Origin of the sequence: Streptomyces sp. NPDC058646, assembly GCF_042716875.1 — a bacterium.
Classification (GTDB): Bacteria; Actinomycetota; Actinomycetes; order Streptomycetales; family Streptomycetaceae; genus Streptomyces.
The window spans coordinates 49,573-70,295 of record NZ_JBHXRK010000006.1; the positions used below are offsets into that span (position 1 = coordinate 49,573).

18 protein-coding genes are annotated in these 20,723 nt (G+C 74.6%); 10 read left to right on the forward strand and 8 right to left on the reverse strand.

Annotation, left to right across the window (positions count from 1 at the left end):
• The first annotated feature begins 42 nt into the window (after window positions 1-42).
• Both ACFWUZ_RS09480 and ACFWUZ_RS09485 read left to right on the forward strand, forming a co-directional pair.
• Window positions 43-1,722, forward strand: a complete 1,680-nt coding sequence (locus ACFWUZ_RS09480; protein ID WP_384369777.1) for a PucR family transcriptional regulator — start codon at window positions 43-45, stop codon at window positions 1,720-1,722.
• Window positions 1,723-1,887: 165 nt separating this feature from the next.
• Window positions 1,888-2,682: a hypothetical protein gene (locus tag ACFWUZ_RS09485; RefSeq protein WP_384369780.1), complete on the forward strand. Its 795-nt coding sequence runs from the start codon at window positions 1,888-1,890 to the stop codon at window positions 2,680-2,682.
• Window positions 2,683-2,981: 299 nt separating this feature from the next.
• Here the strand turns inward: ACFWUZ_RS09485 and ACFWUZ_RS09490 are convergent, their stop codons facing one another.
• Window positions 2,982-3,758: a GntR family transcriptional regulator gene (locus ACFWUZ_RS09490; protein WP_384369783.1), complete on the reverse strand. Its 777-nt coding sequence runs from the start codon at window positions 3,756-3,758 to the stop codon at window positions 2,982-2,984.
• Between ACFWUZ_RS09490 and ACFWUZ_RS09495 the strand changes: the two genes are divergently transcribed.
• Window positions 3,757-4,629, forward strand: coding sequence for a (2Fe-2S)-binding protein (locus ACFWUZ_RS09495; RefSeq protein ID WP_384369786.1), 873 nt, complete (start codon window positions 3,757-3,759; stop codon window positions 4,627-4,629). The two genes, ACFWUZ_RS09490 and ACFWUZ_RS09495, sit on opposite strands and share 2 nt — an antisense overlap.
• Window positions 4,630-4,820: 191 nt before the next feature.
• Entirely contained in the window at window positions 4,821-5,888 is a 1,068-nt protein-coding gene (locus ACFWUZ_RS09500; RefSeq protein ID WP_384369789.1) for a DUF2637 domain-containing protein, read from the forward strand.
• A gap of 23 nt (window positions 5,889-5,911) precedes the next feature.
• Here the strand turns inward: ACFWUZ_RS09500 and ACFWUZ_RS09505 are convergent, their stop codons facing one another.
• The 3 genes from ACFWUZ_RS09505 to ACFWUZ_RS09515 all read right to left on the reverse strand — a co-directional run bounded on the left by ACFWUZ_RS09505 (window position 5,912) and on the right by ACFWUZ_RS09515 (window position 10,544).
• Window positions 5,912-6,301, reverse strand: coding sequence for an ATP-binding protein (locus ACFWUZ_RS09505; RefSeq protein ID WP_384369792.1), 390 nt, complete (start codon window positions 6,299-6,301; stop codon window positions 5,912-5,914).
• 176 nt (window positions 6,302-6,477) lie between these two features.
• Window positions 6,478-8,220, reverse strand: coding sequence for a pyruvate dehydrogenase (locus ACFWUZ_RS09510; RefSeq protein WP_384369795.1), 1,743 nt, complete (start codon window positions 8,218-8,220; stop codon window positions 6,478-6,480).
• A gap of 86 nt (window positions 8,221-8,306) precedes the next feature.
• On the reverse strand, window positions 8,307-10,544 hold the full coding sequence (locus ACFWUZ_RS09515; RefSeq protein WP_384369798.1) for a protein phosphatase 2C domain-containing protein: 2,238 nt from the start codon (window positions 10,542-10,544) through the stop codon (window positions 8,307-8,309).
• 11 nt (window positions 10,545-10,555) lie between these two features.
• Between ACFWUZ_RS09515 and ACFWUZ_RS09520 the strand changes: the two genes are divergently transcribed.
• Window positions 10,556-11,020, forward strand: a complete 465-nt coding sequence (locus ACFWUZ_RS09520) for a hypothetical protein (RefSeq protein ID WP_384369801.1) — start codon at window positions 10,556-10,558, stop codon at window positions 11,018-11,020.
• Between the two features lie 7 nt (window positions 11,021-11,027).
• On the opposite strand, the gene ACFWUZ_RS09525 is transcribed toward ACFWUZ_RS09520, so the two are convergent.
• A complete protein-coding gene (locus ACFWUZ_RS09525) occupies window positions 11,028-11,279 on the reverse strand; it encodes a hypothetical protein (protein WP_384369804.1) in 252 nt (83 codons plus the stop codon).
• A 371-nt stretch (window positions 11,280-11,650) separates the two neighbouring features.
• Between ACFWUZ_RS09525 and ACFWUZ_RS09530 the strand changes: the two genes are divergently transcribed.
• Together ACFWUZ_RS09530 and ACFWUZ_RS09535 are read left to right on the forward strand one after the other, a co-directional pair.
• Window positions 11,651-12,628 (forward strand): helix-turn-helix domain-containing protein, encoded by a 978-nt coding sequence (locus ACFWUZ_RS09530; protein ID WP_384369807.1) that lies wholly within the window; start codon window positions 11,651-11,653, stop codon window positions 12,626-12,628.
• Between the two features lie 24 nt (window positions 12,629-12,652).
• The gene (locus ACFWUZ_RS09535) at window positions 12,653-13,138 is read left to right on the forward strand and encodes a DUF456 domain-containing protein (RefSeq protein ID WP_384369810.1); all 486 of its coding nucleotides are present in this window, start codon (window positions 12,653-12,655) and stop codon (window positions 13,136-13,138) included.
• Between the two features lie 331 nt (window positions 13,139-13,469).
• Here the strand turns inward: ACFWUZ_RS09535 and rsgA are convergent, their stop codons facing one another.
• Window positions 13,470-14,576 carry a ribosome small subunit-dependent GTPase A gene (gene rsgA / locus ACFWUZ_RS09540; protein ID WP_384369813.1) on the reverse strand — a complete coding sequence of 369 codons (1,107 nt, stop codon included), beginning with the start codon at window positions 14,574-14,576 and terminating at the stop codon, window positions 13,470-13,472.
• A 472-nt stretch (window positions 14,577-15,048) separates the two neighbouring features.
• On the opposite strand from rsgA, the gene ACFWUZ_RS09545 reads away from it, so the two are divergent.
• Window positions 15,049-15,453, forward strand: coding sequence for a VOC family protein (locus ACFWUZ_RS09545; protein WP_384369816.1), 405 nt, complete (start codon window positions 15,049-15,051; stop codon window positions 15,451-15,453).
• On the opposite strand, the gene ACFWUZ_RS09550 is transcribed toward ACFWUZ_RS09545, so the two are convergent.
• Both ACFWUZ_RS09550 and ACFWUZ_RS09555 read right to left on the reverse strand, forming a co-directional pair.
• Window positions 15,384-16,118, reverse strand: a complete 735-nt coding sequence (locus ACFWUZ_RS09550) for a helix-turn-helix domain-containing protein (RefSeq protein ID WP_384369819.1) — start codon at window positions 16,116-16,118, stop codon at window positions 15,384-15,386. The genes ACFWUZ_RS09545 and ACFWUZ_RS09550 overlap by 70 nt on opposite strands.
• Before the next feature lie 192 nt (window positions 16,119-16,310).
• On the reverse strand, window positions 16,311-17,426 hold the full coding sequence (locus ACFWUZ_RS09555) for a YihY/virulence factor BrkB family protein (protein ID WP_384369822.1): 1,116 nt from the start codon (window positions 17,424-17,426) through the stop codon (window positions 16,311-16,313).
• 17 nt (window positions 17,427-17,443) lie between these two features.
• Here ACFWUZ_RS09555 and ACFWUZ_RS09560 point away from each other — a divergent pair, with 17 nt between their 5' ends.
• Both ACFWUZ_RS09560 and ACFWUZ_RS09565 read left to right on the forward strand, forming a co-directional pair.
• Window positions 17,444-19,099, forward strand: coding sequence for an acyl-CoA dehydrogenase family protein (locus ACFWUZ_RS09560; protein WP_384369825.1), 1,656 nt, complete (start codon window positions 17,444-17,446; stop codon window positions 19,097-19,099).
• Window positions 19,100-19,430: 331 nt separating this feature from the next.
• Window positions 19,431-20,720 (forward strand): GAF domain-containing protein, encoded by a 1,290-nt coding sequence (locus tag ACFWUZ_RS09565; RefSeq protein ID WP_384370307.1) that lies wholly within the window; start codon window positions 19,431-19,433, stop codon window positions 20,718-20,720.
• The last annotated feature ends 3 nt before the right edge of the window (window positions 20,721-20,723 follow it).

Here is a 20,723-nt window from a genome sequence, read left to right on the forward strand (position 1 = left end):
GATTTCCAACGGCAACATTCGAGACAGATCGGCGGCGACATCATGCGGCTGCGCGCACTGCTGGAAACCGAGGCGCTGGGGCTGCGGCTGCTCGGCGGCGAGGAAGAACTCGACCGGACCGTCCGCGGGGTCATGACGACCGACCTGCGTGATCCCAGCCGGTACCTGTCCGGGGGCGAACTCGTCCTCACTGGCCTGGCCTGGCGTAGAAATTCAGCCGACTCCGAGCCGTTCGTACGAATCCTCGCGAGCGCGGGGGTCGCGGGGCTCGCCGCGGGCGAGGCGGAGCTGGGGGCGATCCCGGACGATCTGGTATCGGCCTGTGTGCGCAACCGGCTGCCGTTGTTCGCTGTGAACGAAGACGTTGCATTCGCCACGATCACCGAGTACGTGGTGCGGCAGGTCTCCGGCGAGCGCGCCGGTGACCTGGCGGCGGTCGTGGACCGCCACCGTCGCCTGATGACCTCGGGCCCGGCCGGCGGCGGCCCCGACGTGGTGCTGGATCTGCTCACCACCGACCTCGACCTCCGGGCCTGGGTGCTGTCCCCCACGGGCCGGCAGATCGCCGGGGCGGGCGAGCCGCTGGCGCCGGGCGCGTGCGCAGCCCTGGCGAGCGAGCACCTCGCGGCGGTCCGGACCGGCCGCAGGGGGCCGCACCGGATCTCCATCCAGGGTATTACCTACTCCCTGTTCCCGATCAGAGGACACGGCCGGGGCGCCGCCGGCACGGTCACCCGGGACGTGCGCGAGAGCGTGCTGTCGGACTGGCTGCTGGCGGTCGAGGCGGACGCGGGCGACTGGCCCGCCGAGCGCCTGGACCTGCTCCAGGGCGTGACCCAGCTGATCGCCGTGGAGCGCGACCGGCGCGACGCGGCCCGCACGGTACGCCGCCGCCTGGCCCAGGAGATCCTGGAACTGGTCCAGACGGGCGCGCCGCCCGCCGAGATCGCCGCCCGCCTGCGGGTGGCCGCCCCGGTGCTGCTGCCCGGGCTGGGCGCCGCACCGCACTGGCAGGTCGTCGTGGCCCGGGTGGACTGGGACAACGGGGACATCCCGGGCGGTCCGGTGGCCCAGTCGCTGCTGGAGGAGATCCTCGTCGACCCGTCCGTCCCGGGGCCCGAGCCCTCGGACCGGATCGCGGTGGCCCATGCGGGTGACGAGGCCATCGCCCTCGTGCCGCTGCCCGCGCTCTCCGGGGAGGCCGGGGAGGACAAGGGCCCGGACGCGGCTCTCCACGCCGACGTGCTCCTGACGTCCGTACGGGACCCCCTGGCGGCCGGTCTGGCCGACGACGGCCGGCTCACCCTGGGCGTCAGCGCGGCCGTGCACTCGGCGGAGGGGCTGCGCGGGGCGCTGGAGGAGGCCCGGCACGCCCGCCGGGTCGCCGCGGCCCGCCCGGGCCGGGTCTGCGCCGCCGGCCACCACGAGCTGGCGTCGCACGTGCTGCTGCTGCCGTTCGTGCCGGACGACGTGCGCCGCGCCTTCACGGCCCGGCTGCTGGACCCGCTGCGGGACTACGACCGGCGCCACCGGGCGGAGCTCATCCCGACCCTGGAGGCCTTCCTGGACTGCGACGGCTCCTGGACCCGCTGTGCGACCCGGCTGCACCTGCACGTCAACACGCTGCGGTACCGCGTCGGTCGAATCGAGCAGTTGACGTCCCGGGACCTGTCCCGGCTGGAGGACAAGCTCGACTTCTTCCTCGCACTGCGGATGAGCTGAGCAGATCCGCCCGGCTGCCGTCCCGCCCGGCCCGGGGGCGGCTGATGATCCGTCCGGACTTTGTGAAAGAGTTCACCCGACCCCTTGGCCGGAGCCGCCGATCCGTGCTCTCATTTCGCCCCAGGGCCCAATGATGTGCGGCTTGATTGCTTTGGGGAGGGCAATGTGGCGGACACCGCCATGTCCGGTGCCGGATCTACCGGGGGAGAAGATCCCCTCCAGCGGGCGATATGGCGGCTGCGTTCGCGCGGCTGTTGGACCGACGCCGCGGCGCTGCTGACGCCACACGCCGCCAACGCCGGGGCGGCCGTGCAGCGGACCGCGCTGCTGGTCGAGCGGTGCCTGTTCACCGGCCAGGGCTGGTCCGAGGCGGAGGACGCGCTGCGGATCGCGGAGGCGGTGGCGCAGGACGACGACGACCGGGGGGCGGCCGCGTGCGAGCGGGGCCAGCTGGCGTACGCCGCGACCGTGCTCGGTGTGCGGGACCGGGCCGACGAGGCCCGGTCGGCGCTGGGCCGGGCGGCGGCCCTGCTGTCCCCCGGGTCCCGGACCCGGCCGCTGCTGGACTTCCGGCGGGGGCTGGTGGCCGAGCACCTGGCGGACGCCCCGCAGTCTGCGCGGCCCGCGTACCGCCGGGCCCATGCGGGGGCGCTGGCGCACGGGGACACCCTGCTGCTGTCGTTCACCTGGCGGCACCTGGCCGCGCTGGCGCTGCGGGACGGTGAAGTGGCCGAAGCCCGCAAGGGCTTCGCCGAGTCCCTGCGGATCCGCGAGGAGCTCGGCTTCCTGGTCGGCACGGCCCCCGCGCTGGCCGCGCTGGCCGAGGCCGAACCGGAACCGGAAGCCGCCCGCCTCCGCGCGGAGGCCCGCCGCCTGTTCCACCTCCTGGGCGGCATCCCCACCTGGCTGGCGGACCAACTCCAGCCGTCCGCACCCCCCGCGCCGTCACCTGCGGCATGACCCCACGGCGCTCCGCGCCCGCGCCTCGAACGCCGGCGGGGCTGGATGTGGCGGCGCGGGACGCAAACGCGTCCCCGCCCGGCGCCGAAGGGCGAGCGAAGCCAAACTCAGCCCCGCCGGCGCTTGAGGCGCGGGGCCCGGGGAGGAGCCCCGGCAGACAGCCCGCGCGGGGGCAACCCGGCCCAGCCGTAGCCCCGCCCACGAGGGAGACCCGGCTCAGCCAAACTCAGCCCCGCCGGCGCTTGAGGCGCGGGGCCCGGGGCGGAGCCCCGGCAGACGGCCCGCGCAGGGGCACGGGGTCAGGCGGTGGTGGAGCCGGCGAAGTGTTCGCGGACCAGGGTCTCGATCACGGGGAGGTCCCGCGCGGCCAGCGCCTCCAGCAGAGCGGCGTGCTCCGCCGCATCGGCGACGAGATCGGCCCGTCGCACCCGCGGAGCACCCGGCAGGGGCCACTGCGCCCGCCGGTGGAGCTCCTCCGCGACCTGGACCAGCTGGTCGTTGCCCGCCAGCGCGAGCACCTGGCGGTGGAAGGCCCGGTCCGCCTCCGCATAGCCCGGCAGGTCCCCCGCGGCAGCGGCCTCGGCCGTGGCGACGGCGGCGGGCCGCAGCTCGGCCCAGGCGGCCGCGGGCACGGTGCGGGCCAGCCGCAGCATGACGGGGACCTCCAGCAGGGCCCGTACCTCGGCCAGCTCGGCCAGCTCCCCCGGCGTCCGGGACACCACGCGGAACCCCCGGTTGGGCAGGCATTCCACCGCCCCTTCCAGGGCCAGCTGCTGCATCGCCTCGCGCACGGGGGTCGCCGAGACACCGAACCGCTCGCCCAGCGCGGGGCCGGAGTAGATCTCCCCCGGCGCCAGCTCGCCTTCGATCAGCGCCGCGCGCAGGGCGTCGAGGACCTGCCCGCGCACCGAATGGCGCAACACCTTCCGCCCCTGTTCCGGCACCCGGGCTCGGGCCGTGTCGTGCACTCGGTCCTCCTCCAAGGGTGTCGGCCTGCCCCGAGGATACGGCCTCACCCGGATCGGGTAAGGTAAGGCTAACCTGTTAACGATCGCACGATTCGGTGGTCCTTCCATGGCCGTCACTGTCGTATCCCCTGCTTTGGACGCCCCTTCCGCCCCGGCCGGCTCTCCGGTGGCGGAGGCGTACGCCCGCCTGACCGGGGTCTACGGCGGACTGCGGGTCATCGAGCGAGCCGCGCACGAACAAGCCCCTCGCGGTGCGGGGTGGACCGGCGCGGACGAGCTCGCCGCGGGCGGGCCCGCCCTCGACGCCTTCCTCGCCTGGGACGACGCCCAGGTGCTGAGGGACTACGGGACCCAGGCCCGACCCGACGTGGCCGCGAGCTTCGGCCTGCACCGGTACGCGTGGCCGGCCTGCCTGTTGATCACCCTGCCCTGGCTGCTGCTGCGGCGGGTCCCCCGGCTCCCCGTCACCCAGGTGGCCTACCACCGGACCCTGGGCCGGATGAGCGTGCACGTCGAGGAGTTCGCCTGCCTGCCGCACGACCCGGCGGCCGCCCTCCCCGGCGCCCGGGTCGTACCGGACGAGGAGGCGCTGCGCGCCGAGGTGCGGGTCGCGGTGGCCCAGCACCTCGAACCACTGCTGAAAGGTTTCGGCCCGCGGATGCGGCGCGGCCGCCGGGCCCTGTGGGGCATGGTGACCGACGACGTCGTCGAGGGCCTCTGGTACCTCGGCCAGCTGCTCGGCGAGGAGCAGCGGGTCATGGCCGAACTGGCGGCGCTGCTGCCGGGCTCCACGGCCCCGTACACCGGAGGCGCGGGGTTCCGTACGCTCACGGGTCCCGACGGCGGGGAACTGACCACCCGGGACCGGGCCAGCTGCTGCTTCTTCTACACGATCCGCCCGGACGACGCCTGCGACACCTGCCCCCGGACCTGCGACGCGGAGCGCGTGGCCCGCCTCACCGCGGCCGCCACCGCCTGAACCCACCCGCACGGGTGACCGTAATCGAACGCAACTCGTCCTGCACGGGCGCCCGTTCGACCTACAACACCCTATCCGGCGGGCCGCGCCCCCCGATGGCGTCCACTTGCCCCGAAACCCGCGTGCACGGCGGACCGGCTGCGCCACTATGGCGCCCGGAACGCCGCATACGCGAGGCAAGGGACATCCGCATGAGACTGACCGACATATCGCTGGACTGGCTGCTGCCCGGCAGCCTGCTGATCCTGGGCGTGCTTGCGGCAGTTGCGGTACTGGCCCGGGGCAAGCGCGAGAGCGAGAAGGCCGCGGCCGAGGACAGCTGGGAGCGCAGCGAGGAGCGCCGCAGGCGCAAGGAGGCCGTCTACGGGACCGCCTCGTACGTCCTGCTGTTCTGCTGCGCGGCGGTCGCCGCAGCCCTCTCCTTCCACGGGCTCGTCGGCTTCGGCCGGCAGAACCTGAGCCTGTCCGGGGGCTGGGAGTACCTGGTCCCCTTCGGCCTCGACGGCGCCGCCATGTTCTGCTCGGTGCTCGCCGTCCGCGAGGCCAGCCACGGCGACGCGGCCCTGGGCTCGCGCATGCTGGTCTGGCTGTTCGCGGGCGCGGCCGCCTGGTTCAACTGGGTGCACGCGCCCAGGGGGCTCGGCCACGACGGCGCGCCGCAGTTCTTCGCCGGGATGTCGCTCTCGGCGGCCGTGCTCTTCGACCGCGCCCTCAAGCAGACCCGCCGGGCGGCGCTGCGCGAACAGGGCCTGATCCCGCGGCCGTTGCCCCAGATCCGGATGGTCCGCTGGCTGCGGGCCCCCCGGGAGACCTTCGGCGCGTGGTCGCTCATGCTGCTGGAGGGCGTACGCACCCTCGACGAGGCCGTGGACGAGGTGCGCGAGGACAAGAAGGAGAAGGAGGCGGACCGGCACCGCAGGCGGGAACAGCACCGCCTGGACCGCGCCCACATCCGGGCGCTGGGCCGGCAGAACAGGGCGTTCGGGCGGGCACGCGCCCGCGAGGGCGACATGCCGGGGCTGGCCCCCGGATCGGGCTCCGCGCCGGTCGGCGCGGAGCCGGCCATAGCGGAACCAGGACTCCTGCCACCCCTGCGCCGCCGGCCCTCGCTCCAGGCCGTCAGTGGAACCGAATCCGCTGACCTGGCCGTGACCGGTCCCCGGACGGTGGACCTCACCGCCGAGGACGACACCCAGACCATTCCCCGACTCGACTCACTGGAGCGCAAACTGAAGGATCTGGAGCAGCAGTTCGGCTGACCGCGACGCGCGGGCCCGCCCGTTCAGGCGGGCCTTCCGTCCAGTTCGAACCACACCACTTTTCCGCTGCCGGGCGCCAGTGCGTCCACGCCCCAGGTGTCGGCGAGCGTCTCCACCAGCATCAGGCCCCGTCCGTGCGTACCGTCGTCGGCGGTCGGTACGTACGGCCGGGGCCGGCCGGCGGCGTAGTCCCGGACCTCCACCCGCAGCCGGGCGGCGGCGAGGGTCGCGGACACCTCGGCCCCCCGGTCGGTGTGGACGAGGGCGTTGGTCACGAGTTCGGTGATCAACAGCTCCGCCACGTCCGCGGTGTCGCCCTCGCACCGGTGGCGCATCAACTCCCTCAAGGCTCTGCGGACGTCACCCACCGCTTTCAGGTCCGCCCGGCGCACGCTCCGGCTGATCCGCAGCATGTCCGCCGTCCCCCCGTCCGCACCGGCGGACGGTTCACGCGGTACGGGCCTGCCTCTCTTCCACTGCTTCCCGGTCTTCGCCCCCACCCGCACGGCGATGCCCCTCCCCCGTGTCATTGCTCTCGAACAGCTCTACGGGATGCATGCCCCCCGAGCCGGTCCGCACTCCTCCGGGCTCAGGGGCGTGGCACGTTGCGGAGGTTGGATCGAGCCATCTGGATCATCCGGCCCACACCCCCGTTCAACACGATCTTGCTGGCCGAAAGTGCGAATCCGGTCACCATTTCGGCGTTGATCCTCGGCGGAATGGACAAGGCGTTGGGGTCGGTGACCACGTCCACCAGAGCGGGTCCCCGGTGCCGGAACGCATCCTTCAGAGCCCCGGTGAGCTGCTTGGGCTTCTCCACGCGGACCCCGTAGGCGCCTGCCGCGCGGGCGATCGCCGCGAAGTCGGGGTTGGTGTTCGCCGTGCCGTACGACGGGAGGCCGGAAACCAGCATCTCCAACTCGACCATTCCGAGGGAGGAGTTGTTGAACAGGACCACTTTGACGGGCAGGTCGTACTGCACCAGGGTGAGGAAATCTCCCATCAGCATCGAGAATCCGCCGTCACCCGACATCGACACCACTTGACGGCTGCGGTCGGTGAACTGTGCGCCGATGGCCTGCGGGAGTGCGTTGGCCATGGAGCCGTGGCTGAAGGAGCCGATGATGCGGCGTTTGCCGTTCGGGGAAAGATAGCGCGCCGCCCACACATTGCACATGCCCGTGTCGACGGTGAACACGGCGTCCTCGTCGGCGAGTTCGTCGAGGACGGAGGCCACGTACTCGGGGTGGATCGGCGTGTGCTTCTCGACCTTGCGCGTGTACGCCTTCACCACCCCCTCCAGGGCGTCCGCGTGCTTCTTGAGCATCCGGTCCAGGAAGCGCCGGTCCGTCTTGACCTTCACGCGGGCGTTCAGGGCCCGCAGGGTCTCCCGTGCGTCGCCCCAGACGGCGAGGTCCAGCTGGGAGCGGCGCCCGAGGTGTTCGGGCCGGATGTCCACCTGGACGATCTTCACGTCGTCGGGGAGGAAGGCGTTGTAGGGGAAGTCCGTGCCGAGGAGGATGAGGAGGTCGCACTCGTGGGTGGCCTCGTAGGCGGCGCCGTAGCCGAGCAGGCCGCTCATGCCGACGTCGTACGGATTGTCGTACTGGATCCATTCCTTGCCGCGCAGCGCGTGCCCGACCGGGGCCTTCACCCGGCCCGCGAACTCCATGACCTCGGCGTGCGCCCCGGCGGTGCCGCTGCCGCAGAAGAGGGTGACCCGCTCCGCCTCGTCGACGAGGCGGACCAGCTTCTCGATCTCGCCGTCGCCGGGCCGCACCGAGGGCCGGGCGGTGACGAGGGCGTGCTCCACCGTCTTCTCCGGCGCCGGCTCGGCGGCGATGTCTCCGGGCAGGGCGACCACGCCGACGCCGCTGCGTCCGATCGCGTGCTGGATGGCGCTCTGGAGCACGCGGGGCATCTGCCGGGGGTTGGAGATCAGTTCGCTGTAGTGGCTGCACTCGCTGAACAGCCGGTCGGGGTGGGTCTCCTGGAAGTAGCCGAGGCCGATCTCCGAGGAGGGGATGTGGGAGGCGAGCGCGAGGACCGGGGCCATCGAGCGGTGCGCGTCGTACAGGCCGTTGATCAGGTGCAGGTTCCCCGGGCCGCAGGAGCCCGCGCAGGCCGCGAGCCGTCCCGTGATCTGGGCCTCCGCGCCCGCCGCGAAGGCCGCCGTCTCCTCGTGGCGGACCTGGATCCACTCGATGTCGTCCGTCCGGCGGATCGCGTCCACGACGGGGTTGAGGCTGTCGCCGACGACTCCGTACATCCGGCGCACGCCTGCGCGCACGAGGATGTCGACGAACTGCTCCGCCACGTTCTGCTTGGCCATGAGGGGCTGAGTCCTTCCCGGTCGCCGGTCCGGTCCCGTCCGGTTCTCCGTTGCGTGTGCCTCCCATCCAGCCACGTGTACGCCGTTTACGCCTCCCAGACGGCGGCGGCCGTGCGGTCGTCCGCGTACCCCTTGAGGCGGAGCTGGGTGTCCGCGAGGAAGGCGGCCAGGCCAGGCGGCTCCGGCTCGGACCAGCGCGCCGCGAGTTCCGCGGGCAGGCTCGCCTCCTCCCGCATCGGCTCGGCCAGTCCGCCGGAGCACAGCAGCAGGGTGTCGCCGGGCCGGGCCACGGAAGCGCGGAAGCGGAAGCCGCTCTCGGCGGGCTTTCCCGCGGCCTCCTCGACCGGTTCCAGGTCCTGCCACGCCCCGGACCGCAGCCGGAACAGCCCGCCCGCGCCCGCACCGAAGCACACCCGGGTCCGGCAGGCGGGGTCGACCGGGAGCAGCAGCCCGCGCAGCCCCGCGGTGTACTCCTCCTCCGCCAGCCCCAGCTCGGCGGCGCGGGCCCGCAGCCGCCCGTACCCCCGGTCGGTGAGCCGCTGGAGGCCGGAGCGCAGGGCGTCGCGGCGTCCGGCCCCGATGTCCTCGGTCAGCCGCTGCCGGCTGCGCCCGACGGCCGCGGCGACGGTGCGGCACAGCTCGGCGGCGGCCTCGGCGGCCCCGGGGGCGGCCCGGTCCCCGCCGGCCAGGACGACGAGGACCAGGGCTTCGTCGCCGCCGCCGAAGCGGGCGGTGAGCAGGAAGTCCCGGCGGGTCTCGCCGCGGAAGCGGGCCGAGTCCCCGCGCAGGGAGGCGGCGCGCAGGGTGTAGGTGCCGTAGCGGGCCCCCTCCAGGACGGTGTCGGGGGTCAGTGCGTCGAGGGCGGCGGGGTCGGCGGCGGGCAGCGCGCCCGGCTCGGGCGCGTAGGTGGGGGCGCGGTCGCCGAGGTGGTGCACCTCGGGCCGGTCTGCCGCGGGGGCCGCGGGCGGCGGCGCGGGGGCGGGGGGCGGTTCCGGGGCGGCCTCGGGGCCGGTGTCCTCGCGCGGCGCCTCCCCGCGCCGCGCGGGCAGTTCCTGCGGCGGCACCGGCGGCACGTCCAGACCCCCGAGCGCGTACCCGGTGACCCCGCCCTCCCGCGGATCCCGGGGCGGGGGCAGCGGCCGCCCGGCCGGGAACGCCCGAGGCGGGGGCGGCGGGGCGGCAGGCGGCACGGCCTCCCGCGGGGACACCGGAGCCGCTGCCGCCGGGGGTGGTGGGACCGGCGGCCGGGGCCCGGCCGGAGCCGGGGGCAGCGGCGTGGCGGCGGCATGCGGGGGCGGCGAAGGTGCCGGGGCAGGGGGTGCCGGAGGCGGGGCGGAAGCCCCCGGAGATGGCATAGGCCCCGCGGGCGTCCGGGCCGCCGGAGGCGGCACTGCCCCCGGCGGGAGCGGCGGAGCCACGGGCCGGGCGGGCGCCGCCGGGGCCGGGCGTGGCTGAGGTGGCTGAGGTGCCGGGGCCGGGAATGGCGGGGCCGGGGGCGCCGGGACGGCCGCCTCCGGGAGCAGGACAGGCGGCGGGGGCGGCACGGCCCCTGCCCGGGGCTGCCCGCCCGGGGCCGGAGGCACGTCCGCCCGCGGGGCTTCCGCGGCGCCCGGCCCGGTAGGGGGCGGCGCGGAGCGGCGGGGGCCCGGGAGGAGCCCGCCGGGGGAACGCGGGGGTTCCGGCGGCGGGCCGGGCGGGGCCGCCGCCGCCACCGTCCCCGGCGGGCTCCCGGCCTGCGGCTCGGTGTCCGTTCCCGGCTCGGGCACCTCCGCCCGCGCCTGCGGGTCCGTCACCAGGACCGCGGCCGAACGGAACCGGTGGTCCAGGGTGTCCCCCGGATCCGGCTCCGGTCCCGCGTCCGGGTCCTCGTAGAGCTTCTGCCACCAGTCGTCCGCGCCCTGCTGACTCATGCCCTCATTGTCGGCCTCCGGCAGGGGCGGAGAACGCGGAACGCACGAAAAGGGTCCACCGGGCCGCCGCCCGGTGGACCCTCCCCGTTCCACCCGTACGGTCTGGCGGACGTCGTACGCCCGCGCGACCGTCTGGGTGACGGAGGCGCCGTTCGCGTCGGTCAGCTCGACCTGCAGCGAAACCGGCTGGCCGGAGGCGCGGGCGTGGTGCACGGTCGCGGTCCGGGCACCGCCGCGCTCGCTCACCTCCGCCGCCGTCCGGTGTTCGCCCTCGTAGGAGTACGACAGCTTCGCGGACTTCAGCGCGCCGGGGGCGTAGCCGGCGTGACCGGTGACGCCGAGCCCGACGGTCTGCCCGTCGGCGGCCGGTACGGTCTTCAGTCCGTCCAGCGGCGCCGCAGTACGCCGAGGCATCGCGCTTCGAGGTGAAGCCCCAGCCCGTCCGCACCTGGGTGGACCGCTGCCAGGTGCGGGCCGGCGGGCCGATCTCCTCGATGTGCTGGGTCAGTTCGTACCGGCCCTCCTCGGCCGGGACCTCGAAGACCCCGAACGGGTACCCGCTCTCGCCGACGACCTCGCCGTCGCGCTTGAGCTGCGGGTTGCCGATGTCCCCGAAGGAGCCGGGCTGCGCGAAGTGGCTGCTGTCGCCCTGCTGCGTGGAATGCTCCAGGTTCGCCCGGACCTTGCCGTCCAGCCACAGCTTCTTCAGCCGCCCGCCGGACACGGAGCGGGCGCGGGCGTCCGTACCGGTGACGTCGGCCCAGAAGGCGGCGGCCTGCCGCTTGTCCGCGGCGAGCGCGACACCGCCGAGGGAGTTCGGGACCAGGGAACGCTCGGCTCCGCGCGGTGCGGGCGGGGCGCTGCGCGCCACGTCCACGGATCCGTCGTAGACCGCGATCAGCGGCAGCTTCTTGGCGTGCGCGTCGTCGTAGCCCTGCCGGACGAGGCCGGTGACGTTGAAGAGCCCTCGTCGGCCCTGCCCGTGGCGAGGGCCTCGACCGCGCCCTCGGGGCAGACGTACAGGTCCTTGCCGGACCGGCGGGTCTGCACGAGCGGCTGGGAGCCGTCCGCGCGCGGCAGGGCGGTGGCTGCGGTGCGGCCGGCCGCGTCGGTGGAGAGAAGGATCCGGTCGCCGGTGACCAGGGGCACGGTGACGGGGCCCTGGGCCGCTGCGCGGCCTCCCCGCTCCCGACGAGGGGTCTGCTGCCCGGCCTTCCGTCGCTCGGCTGTGCCGTGGACGGTCCCGCGGCGGTGACGGCCAGGACGGCCGCGGTGACCGCTCCCGGCGCCGTACGCGGTATCGGGCGCATCGCTCTCCCCAGGTGGATTCCGGCCAACCACTGCATTGCACGGCAAAGCCGCCGCCTGAGTGGCTTCCGACCGGCGGATGTTGGTGCTGCGGTGGCATGACCTTGGCAGAGCGGCGGGTGGTGCGGCGATGATGTCCGCGGCGGGTTTGCGCCGTGGCCGCTTCCCGCCAGCGGGTGGTGGGCGGGAGTACTGGGAGCGGGGTGGACGGGTTGCTGAACGCGATAGGCCTGGACGAGGGCCAGGAGTCCGCCTACCGCGCGCTGGTGGCGCTGGGAGCGGCGGAGGTGCCGGACCTCGCCCACCGTCTGGCCCTGCCGGAGCCGCAGACCGAACGGGCGCTGCGGCACCTGGAGCGGCAGGGCCTCGCGGCGCAGTCCTCGGCCCGGCCGGGACGCTGGGTGGCGGCCCCGCCGGGAGTGGCGCTCGGCGCCCTGCTCACCCGGCAGCGGCACGAGCTGGAGCAGGCGGAGCTGGCGGCGAAGCTGCTGGCCGAGGAGTACCGGGCGGAGGCGGCCGAGCCCGCCGTGCACGACCTGGTGGAGGTGGTGCAGGGCGCGAGGGCGGTGGCCCACCGGTTCCACCAGCTCCAGATGGGCGCGGCGGAGGAGGTGTGCGCGCTGTTCACGGGAAGGCCGCAGGTGGTGACGGGCACCGACAACGAGGCCGAGGAGCGGGCCTCCGTACGGGGCGTCGAGTACCGGGTGGTCATCGAGCGGGAGGTACTGGCCCTGCCGAGCGGGATCCGGGAGGCGTCGACCGCCCTGGCGCGCGGCGAACGGGTCCGGGTGACGGGGCAGGTCCCCACGAAGCTGGTGATCGCGGACCGGACCCTCGCCATGGTCCCGCTGACGGCCCGCGGCGCGGAGCCGTCGGCGCTGGTGGTGCACGCGTCGGGGCTGCTGGAGTCGCTGATGGGCCTGTTCGAGGCGGTGTGGCGGGAGTCGCTGCCGCTGCGGCTGGGCTCGACCGGCTCGGCGGAGGTGTCGGGGGGCAGCCCCGACACCACGGATCTGGAGATCCTTTCCCTGCTCCTGGCGGGCATGACGGACGCCAGCGTGGCCAAGCACCTGGAGCTGGGGCTGCGGACGGTGCAGCGGCGGGTCAAGGGCCTGATGGAGCTGTCCGGGGTGACGACGCGGCTCCAGCTGGGCTGGCACGCGTACGAACGGGGCTGGGTGGCCCGATAGCCCCTGGTCGGTCAGGCTGAGCAGATGGACGGGCCTCAGCTGTTTCTGGTGGGGCTGGTGTTGCTGCTCGGGGCGCTGGGGGTGCTGGTCCCGGGCGTGCCGGGCACCTGGCTGGTGTGGGCGGCGCTGATGTGGTGGACGCTGCTCGAACGCTCGGCGCTGGCGTGGTACCTGCTCGTCGCGGCGACGGCCCTGCTGCTGGTGGTCCAGGTCGTGATGTGGCAGCTGCCGCCCCGGCAGCTGCGGGGCGTGGCGGTCACGCCCCGGACGGCGGCGTACGCGGGCGCCGGGGCGGTACTGGGCTTCGTGCTGATCCCCGTGCTGGGCGCGGTCCCGGGCTTCGTGGGCGGCATCTACCTGTGCGAACGCCTCCGCCTGGGCACCCACGGCGAGGCCTGGACCTCGATGCGGGCGGTGATGCGGGCGGTGGGCACGAGCGTGCTGGTGGAACTTTTCGCCTGCCTGCTGGTGCTCGGCGCCTGGGCGGGCGCGGTAGCAGCCGGAGCCTGACTCCGGCCCCGGCGTCCGGAGCCGCCCCCGACGACCCCCCGGCCCGACCGGACCGGGCGGCGCCCCGCCGGGCCTCCGCCCTGCCCTGCCCGGTCGGGAGCACCGGCCCGGCGCCACACAGCGGAGCCGGCACGACCGGCCGGGGCGGAACGGTCCACCACGGCGGTAGCCGGGCGGCCGGGTCAGCCCCGCGGGGAGGGTCCGGGCGGGCCCGCACCCCGCGGGCCCGCCCGGGTGATGCCCCGCGGGGCATCACCTCCGCGGGGTGCGGGGCGGCTGGCGGGCCGCCCCGTCCGGGTGCGGGCCCGGTCCGCGCGGCGTCCAGCAGGGCTCAGGCTCGGCCGGTGCGCTTCGCCGCGTAGTTGGCGCGGCCTTCCGCCGACTTCAGGCGCCAGTCCCGGCGGATCTCCGACCGCACCCGTGCGTCCGTCTTCGCCACGATGCGCTGGTTCTCCCGGAGCAGCTTGCGGTAGCTCTCCAGGCGGCGTTCCGCCAGCTCCCCGGAGTCCACGGCGGCCAGCACCGCGCACCCCGGCTCCGCGACGTGCGCGCAGTCGTGGAAGCGGCACTGCGCCGCGTACTCCTCGATCTCCGAGAAGACCTGGCCCACGCCGGTCTCGGCGTCCCACAGGCCCACGCCGCGCAGTCCGGGCGTGTCGATGAGTACGCCGCCGCCCGGCAGGGCGAGCAGGTTGCGCGTGGTCGTCGTGTGGCGGCCCTTGCCGTCGACCTCGCGGGCCTCCTGGACCTCCATGACCTCCTCACCGAGGAGCGCGTTGGCCAGCGTGGACTTGCCGGCGCCGGAGATGCCGAGGAGCACGCTGGTACCGTCGCCGACGACGGCGCCGAGGACGTCCGTGCCCTCCCCGGTCAGGGAGGAGACGGTGAGCACCTGGACGCCCGGAGCGGTGTTCTCCACGTCCTGGACGAGGTGGGCGAGCGTCGCCGGGTCCGGGACCAGGTCGGCCTTGGTGAGGACGACCAGCGGCTGCGCCCCCGACTCCCACGCCAGGGCCAGGAAGCGCTCGATGCGTCCCAGGTCCAGTTCGAGGGCGAGGGAGACGGCGATGATCGCGTGGTCGACGTTGGCGGCGAGGATCTGCCCCTCGGAGCGCTGCGAGGAGGTGGACCGCACGAAGGCGGTCCGGCGCGGCAGGTACGCCTTGACGTACCGGGGGCTGCCGGCCGCCTCGACGGCGGCCCAGTCCCCGGTGCAGATGACCCGGAGCGGGTCGTGCGGGGTGACGAAGGCGGTGTCGGCGCGGACGATGCCGTCGGCGGTCATCACGTCGCACTGGCCGCGGTCGACGCGTACGACCCGGCCGGGCAGGAGACCCTGCGCGGCGTACGGGGCGAACTCGGCCGCCCATGCGTCGTCCCACCCGAAGGGGGTGAGGGCGTGCGAGGAGGAGGCCTGCGGGAAAGCGGAGAAAGACAAGGGGAACCCTTCACAGGGTGGCCCCGGCCGTCCGGACGCCGGCTCAGCGGCGCGTGGAAGAGTGTGAGGTCAGCCGGAGACCACGGAAGTGACATCGATGGTCTTCTGAGTGCGGGCAGCGCCCTGCGCGACGACAGTCATCAACGAACTCACCTCCGGGTCATGCACGTGCTGGTGGTTCCCCACCGGTCGGCGGGAACGGACCCACCGTAACAAGCCTCTTCGCGTGGACGCCACTTCTTTTTTCGATGAAGTCGGAGCCCGGCCTGTGGACTTCTGCCCCTCGGTGATCGGCCCGCCTCGCAGGACGGTGCCGGGCGTCGCCGGGCGCCGGGCGCCAGGCGTCAGGAACTCCTCGGTCGCGGAGGCCCGGAGGCCGCGGCGGACGGCGCGCACGGAGGAGGCCTTCGTCCGCCGGCGGATGTCCGTTTCCTTCAAGACGCCGGCGCCGGGGCGTGCCTAGCCTGAGCCCATGACTCCCCGACTCGACGTGATCGGCCTCGTCGTCTCCGACATGGCCGCCTCCCTCGCGTTCTACCGCCGCCTCGGGCTGGACGTGCCGGCCGGGTCCGACGACCAGCCGCACGTGGAGGCCACCCTGCCCGGCGGGCTGCGGGTCTCCTGGGACACGGAGGAGACCATCCGTTCCTTCGACCCGTCCTTCACACCACCCGCCGGCGACGGCGGCCGCCTCGGGCTGGCGTTCCTGTGCGACTCGCCCGCCGAGGTGGACGCGCTGTACGCCGAGCTGACCGAGGCCGGGCACCCCGGGCACCTGAAGCCCTGGGACGCCTTCTGGGGGCAGCGCTACGCCGTGCTCCTCGACCCCGACGGCTGGGAGGTCTCCCTCTTCGCCCCGGCCGGGGGCGCCGCGTAGGCCCCGAGCGTGGTCCCCGCCAGCGAGCGGACCTCGCGCGCCAGGTGCGCCTGGTCGGCGTACCCGGTGCGGGCGGCGACCTCGGCGTACGGCGTCCCGGACCGGGCCAGCGCCAGGGCCCGGCGCAGCCTCAGGATCCGGCCGAGCGTCCGCGCCCCGTAGCCGAAGGCGTCCAGTGAGCGCCGGCGCAGCTGTCGCTCGCCGAGCCCGACCGCCGCGGCGATCCCGGCCACGCCCTCCCCCGCCTCCAGCCGGGCCACGACCTCGGCAGGCAGCCGGTCCGGCGGCCCGGTGTCTGCGGCGCGGCGGGCGGCCAGCGCCTCCAGTCCCGTGCGGGGGTCCCCGTACGCCGCCACCCGTCCGGCGAGGCGGCGCACCTCCCCGGCCGGCCAGAGGTCGGCCAGCTCGACGCGCCGGTCCCGCAGCAGGTGGGCCGGTACGCGGAGCAGCGCGGGCGCGACGCCTGGTGCGAGGCGGACACCGCTGAAGGCCGCGCCCGGGACCTCGCCGGCGGGATGCGGCCCGGTGTCGGGGCCGGCGACCAGCAGCCGCCCCTCGACCCACAGCAGGTCCATGCACCCGTCGGGCAGCACGACCCCGCCGCCGCCCCCGGCTCGCCAGAGCACGGCGCCGGGTACGGCTGACGACGGCCTTTCCTCGTACATCCCTCCAGGCTAAGGGCCGGTCCCGTACCTCCGGCGGCCGGAACCGGCTGGGGGCGAAGACCGCCGGAACCCGCCGCGGCACCGCCGGTGGGGGCGGTGCGGCCAGGGCGCCGGCCGAGGAGCCGGGCGTGGACACGGCTGTCGGCCGTCGGCGGCGGGCTCGTGACGCGGTCCAGGGGCTGAGCGACGGGTTCAGTGCTTGCGCAGGCGGGAGGAGTAGTCCTCGGGCGGGAGGAACCTGGACCAGCGCTCGGGGAACTCCGACGGCATGTCGTCGTCCTCGTCGTCCTCCGACTCGCCCTCCGCCATCGCCCGCCATGCGGCGGCCCGCGCGATCAGCTGCGCGGCCTCCGCCTCACGGGCCCGCTCGTTCGCCTCGCGCGCCGCCGCCGTGGCCACGGAGGGCCAGACGCGGTCGATGGCGGCGTTGACGGCCGCGCCGACGAGCACCGCGAAGGCCGAGATCCCGATCCACAGCAGGACCGCCACGGGGGCGGCCAGGGAGCCGTAGATCGTCGGCCCCTCCACGGTGTTGGTCAGGTAGATGCGCAGCACGAACGAGCCGAGCACCCACATGGCGAGGGCGATCAGCGCGCCCGGCACGTCCTCGATCCACGGTGAGCGCACGGGTACGGACACGTGGTAGAGCGTGGTCAGGAAGGCGATGGACAGCAGGGTGACGGTCGGCCAGTACAGCACCGCGATCACTTCCGTGCCCCAGGGCACCAGCCGTACCACCGCATCCGGCCCCACCACCATCAGCGGCAGCACGATCGCGCCGATCAGCAGGGCGATCACGTACAGCAGGAAGGCCAGCAGCCGGGTCTTGACGATCCCGCGGTGCCCGTCGAGCCCGTACATCACGGTGATGGTGTCGATGAAGACGTTCACCGCCCGGGACCCCGACCACAGGGCGAAGGCGAAGCCGAGGGAGATCAGGTCCGGGCGTCCGCGGCCGGTCACGTCGTCCAGCAGGGGGCGGGCGATCTCGTTGACGCCGCGGTCGGAGAGGACCGTGCCGACCGCACGCAGGATGTTCTCCTCGATGCTGGCGACGGTCTGGGTGTCCGTCCAGCCGTCCACGTAGCCCAGCAGGCCGAGCAGGCCGAGGAAGAGCGGGGGCAGCGAGAGCAGCGTGAAGAAGGCCGCCTCGGCCGCGAGCCCGAGGATGCGGTACTCGATGCACGAGTTGACGGTGTCCTTCAGCAGCAGCCAGGCCATCTTCCGCTTCGATACGTTGCGATAGAGGGCGCGGGCCCGATGGAGCCGCCCGGGGATCCACTCGGGTGTTTCTTTTGCTGGCTGCACGTCCTTACGGTATCCGCATGGCAGCCACCACCCACACAGTCAGCAATCAGCCTCCGCCTCTCGTGGGCCACGACGTCTACGGCGGCGACCGGGCCCTGAGCGAGGGCGTGGAGCGGCATCTCGCCCAGGCGGAGCCCGAACTCCTCGCCGAGGTACGGGAGGAACTGACCGGCCTCGGGCTCGCCGCGGGCTCCGCGCAGGCCCAGGAATGGGGTACGCAGGCGAACGGGTGTCCGCCCGAACTGCGGACGCACGACCGGTACGGCAACCGGATCGACGAGGTGGAGTTCCACCCGGCCTGGCACCGGCTGCTCGGGCACGCCGTGACCAGCGGGCTCACCGACGCCTGGGGGCGGCCGGCCGGGCACCTGCGCCGGGCCGCCGGTTTCTTCGTGTGGTCGCAGGCCGAGGCGGGGCACGGCTGCCCGGTCTCGATGACGCACGCCGCCGTGCCCGCGCTGCGCACCGATCCGGCGCTGGCCGCGGAATGGGAGCCGCGGCTCACCTCGCACGTGTACGAGGAGGGGCTGCGGCCGGCTGCGCAGAAGGCCGGTGTCCTCTTCGGCATGGGGATGACGGAGAAGCAGGGCGGCAGCGACGTCCGGGCGAACACGACGGCCGCGGTGCCGCTGGACGCGGACGGCGAGTACCTGCTGACCGGGCACAAGTGGTTCTGCTCGGCGCCGATGAGCGACGGGTTCCTGGTGCTGGCGCAGGCGCCGGGAGGGCTGACCTGCTTCCTGGTGCCGCGGGTGCTGCCGGACGGCACCCGCAACGTCTTCGCGATCCAGCGGCTGAAGGACAAGCTGGGCAACAAGTCGAACGCGTCGAGCGAGGTGGAGTTCGACGGGACGTGGGCGCGCCGGGTCGGCGAGGAGGGCCGGGGGGTGCGGACCATCATCGAGATGGTCGCGGCGACCCGCGTGGACTGCGTGATCGGATCGTCCGCCCTGATGCGGCAGGCGCTGACCCAGGCGGTCCACCATGCGGAGCACCGCTCGGCTTTCGGAGCACCGCTCATCGACCAGCCGCTGATGCGCAACGTGCTCGCCGACCTGGCCCTGGAATCGGAGGCGGCCACCACCCTGGCGCTGCGTCTGGCGGCCGCCCAGGACGCGGGCACGGAGCAGGAGAAGGCCTTCCTGCGCCTCGCGGTGCCCGCGGCGAAGTACTGGGTGACCAAACGGTGTACGCCGATGGTCGCCGAGGCCCTGGAGTGTCTGGGCGGCAACGGCTACGTCGAGGAGTCGGGGATGCCGAGACTGCTGCGCGAGTCCCCGCTGAACTCGATCTGGGAGGGCTCGGGCAATGTGCAGGCGCTGGACGTACTGCGCGCCCTGCAGCGCGAGCCGCAGGCGCTGGGCGCCTTCCTGCAGGAGGTCGGCCAGGCCCGGGGCGCCGACCACCGGCTGGATTCGGCCATCAAGCACCTGCTGACGGAGCTCGCCGACCTGGAGGGCATCGAGGCCCGGGCGCGCCGCGTCGTGGAGCGCATGACGCTGGTGCTGCAGGGGTCGCTGCTGGTGCGGTGGGCCCCGTCCGAGGTCGCGGACGCCTTCTGCGCCTCGCGGCTCGGGGGCGACTGGGGTGCGGCCTTCGGCACGCTGCCGCACAGCCTCGGTCTGGGGGCGGTCGTGGAACGGGCGCGGATCCCGGTCCCGGACGCCCCGTAGAACTCGTCCGGGTGCTCCCCGGGCGGTCCCCAAACCGCTCGGGGCCGGGATCCGGGCCCGTTGACCTGGAGCAGGAGTGGCGCCGCGCCGACTCGGCACCACCCCTGATCCGAGAAGCCCCGAGGAGGAGCTGCCACGCCGCCGTGCGGCGTCCGGACAGTTTCGGTCGGGCGACCGGGACTTGGCGAGAGTTGCATACCGTTGCAACCTTTGAGTCGACGGCCGCCCGCCGGGGGTGGCGGTCGAACGGCGTCTCCGGGACCGCGCGGGCGGCCCCGGTCGTACGTCCTGTTCGCACGGGGAGGTTCCGGTGGCCGACACCGCTGGCAGCATGGTCGATGTGGCTCGCCTCTCGGCCATGGACGCACGGGACGCCGCGCGTCTGCTCAAGGGGGTCCGGGCGGCCGCCCTGGCCGGGGACCGGCCGCCGGCCGCCCCGCGTCCGGAGATCGCCGAGTCCTGGCGCCGGATGCTGGCCGGCGGGGTGCACCCGGACCGGGACGCCCGCTCGCGCATGCTGTCGGCGGCGGAGACCGAGGAGCGGCGGCACGTGTCACCGCTGCGCGAGGTCCTGCCGGTCCTGCGGGAGGGGCTGCTGCCGGCGCTGGACGAGGCCCTGCACATCATGGTCGTCGCCGACGCGGAGGGGCGGCTGCTGTGGCGGGAGGGCCACCGTTCCATCCTGCGCAAGGCGGACCGGCTCGGCTTCTCGGTGGGGGCGGACTGGGACGAGGCCGTGGTCGGCACGAACGGGGTGGGCACGGCCCTGGTGGCGCGGCGGCCGGTGCAGGTGTTCTCGGCGGAGCACTTCGTCTCCAGCCACCACGACTGGACCTGTGCGGGGGCGCCCGTACGGGATCCCCGGGACGGGCGGTTGCTGGGCGTCGTCGATGTCAGCGGGCCGCTCGCCACCATGCATCCGGCGACGCTGGCCTGGGTCAGCTCGGTGGCCCGGCTCGCGGAGCGCGAGCTGCGGGTGCGGCACCTGGAGTCGCTGGAGCGGCTGCGGGCGGTGGCCGCCCCGCTGCTGGCGCGGCTGCCGGGACGGGCCCTGGCCGTCGACCCCCAGGGGTGGACGGCGGCGGTGACGGGGCTGGCCCCGACGGACCGCGTGCCGCTGCCGAAGGGCTTCGGGCCGGGCCGGGTGTGGGTGCCGCAGCTCGGGGACTGCGTGGTGGAGCCGCTGCCCGGCGGCTGGCTGCTGCGGATCGCGGAGGACCGCAAGGACGCGGCCGTGACCCGCTTCGTCCTGGACCTCAGCCGGCCGGGCTCCTGGTCGGCGACGGTGCACGGGGCCGCCGGGAGCTGGTCGCAGGAGCTGAGCCCGCGCCATGCGGAGCTCCTGTTCCTGCTCGCGGAGAGTCCGCGGGGGCGGTCGGCGGCTGAGCTTTCGGCGGAGGTGTTCGGGGACCCGACCCGCACGGTGACCGTCCGCGCGGAGATCTCCCGGGTACGGCGCCACCTCGCGGGGGTCCTGACCCACCGCCCGTACCGCTTCGCGCAGGACGTGGAGGTGGAGCTGATCCGCCCGCAGGACCCGGCCGCGCTGCTCCCGCACTCCACGGCCCCGGCGGTGGTCAGGGCCCGCCTGGGCCTGCGGGGGCCCGGCATGGTTCCCTGACGT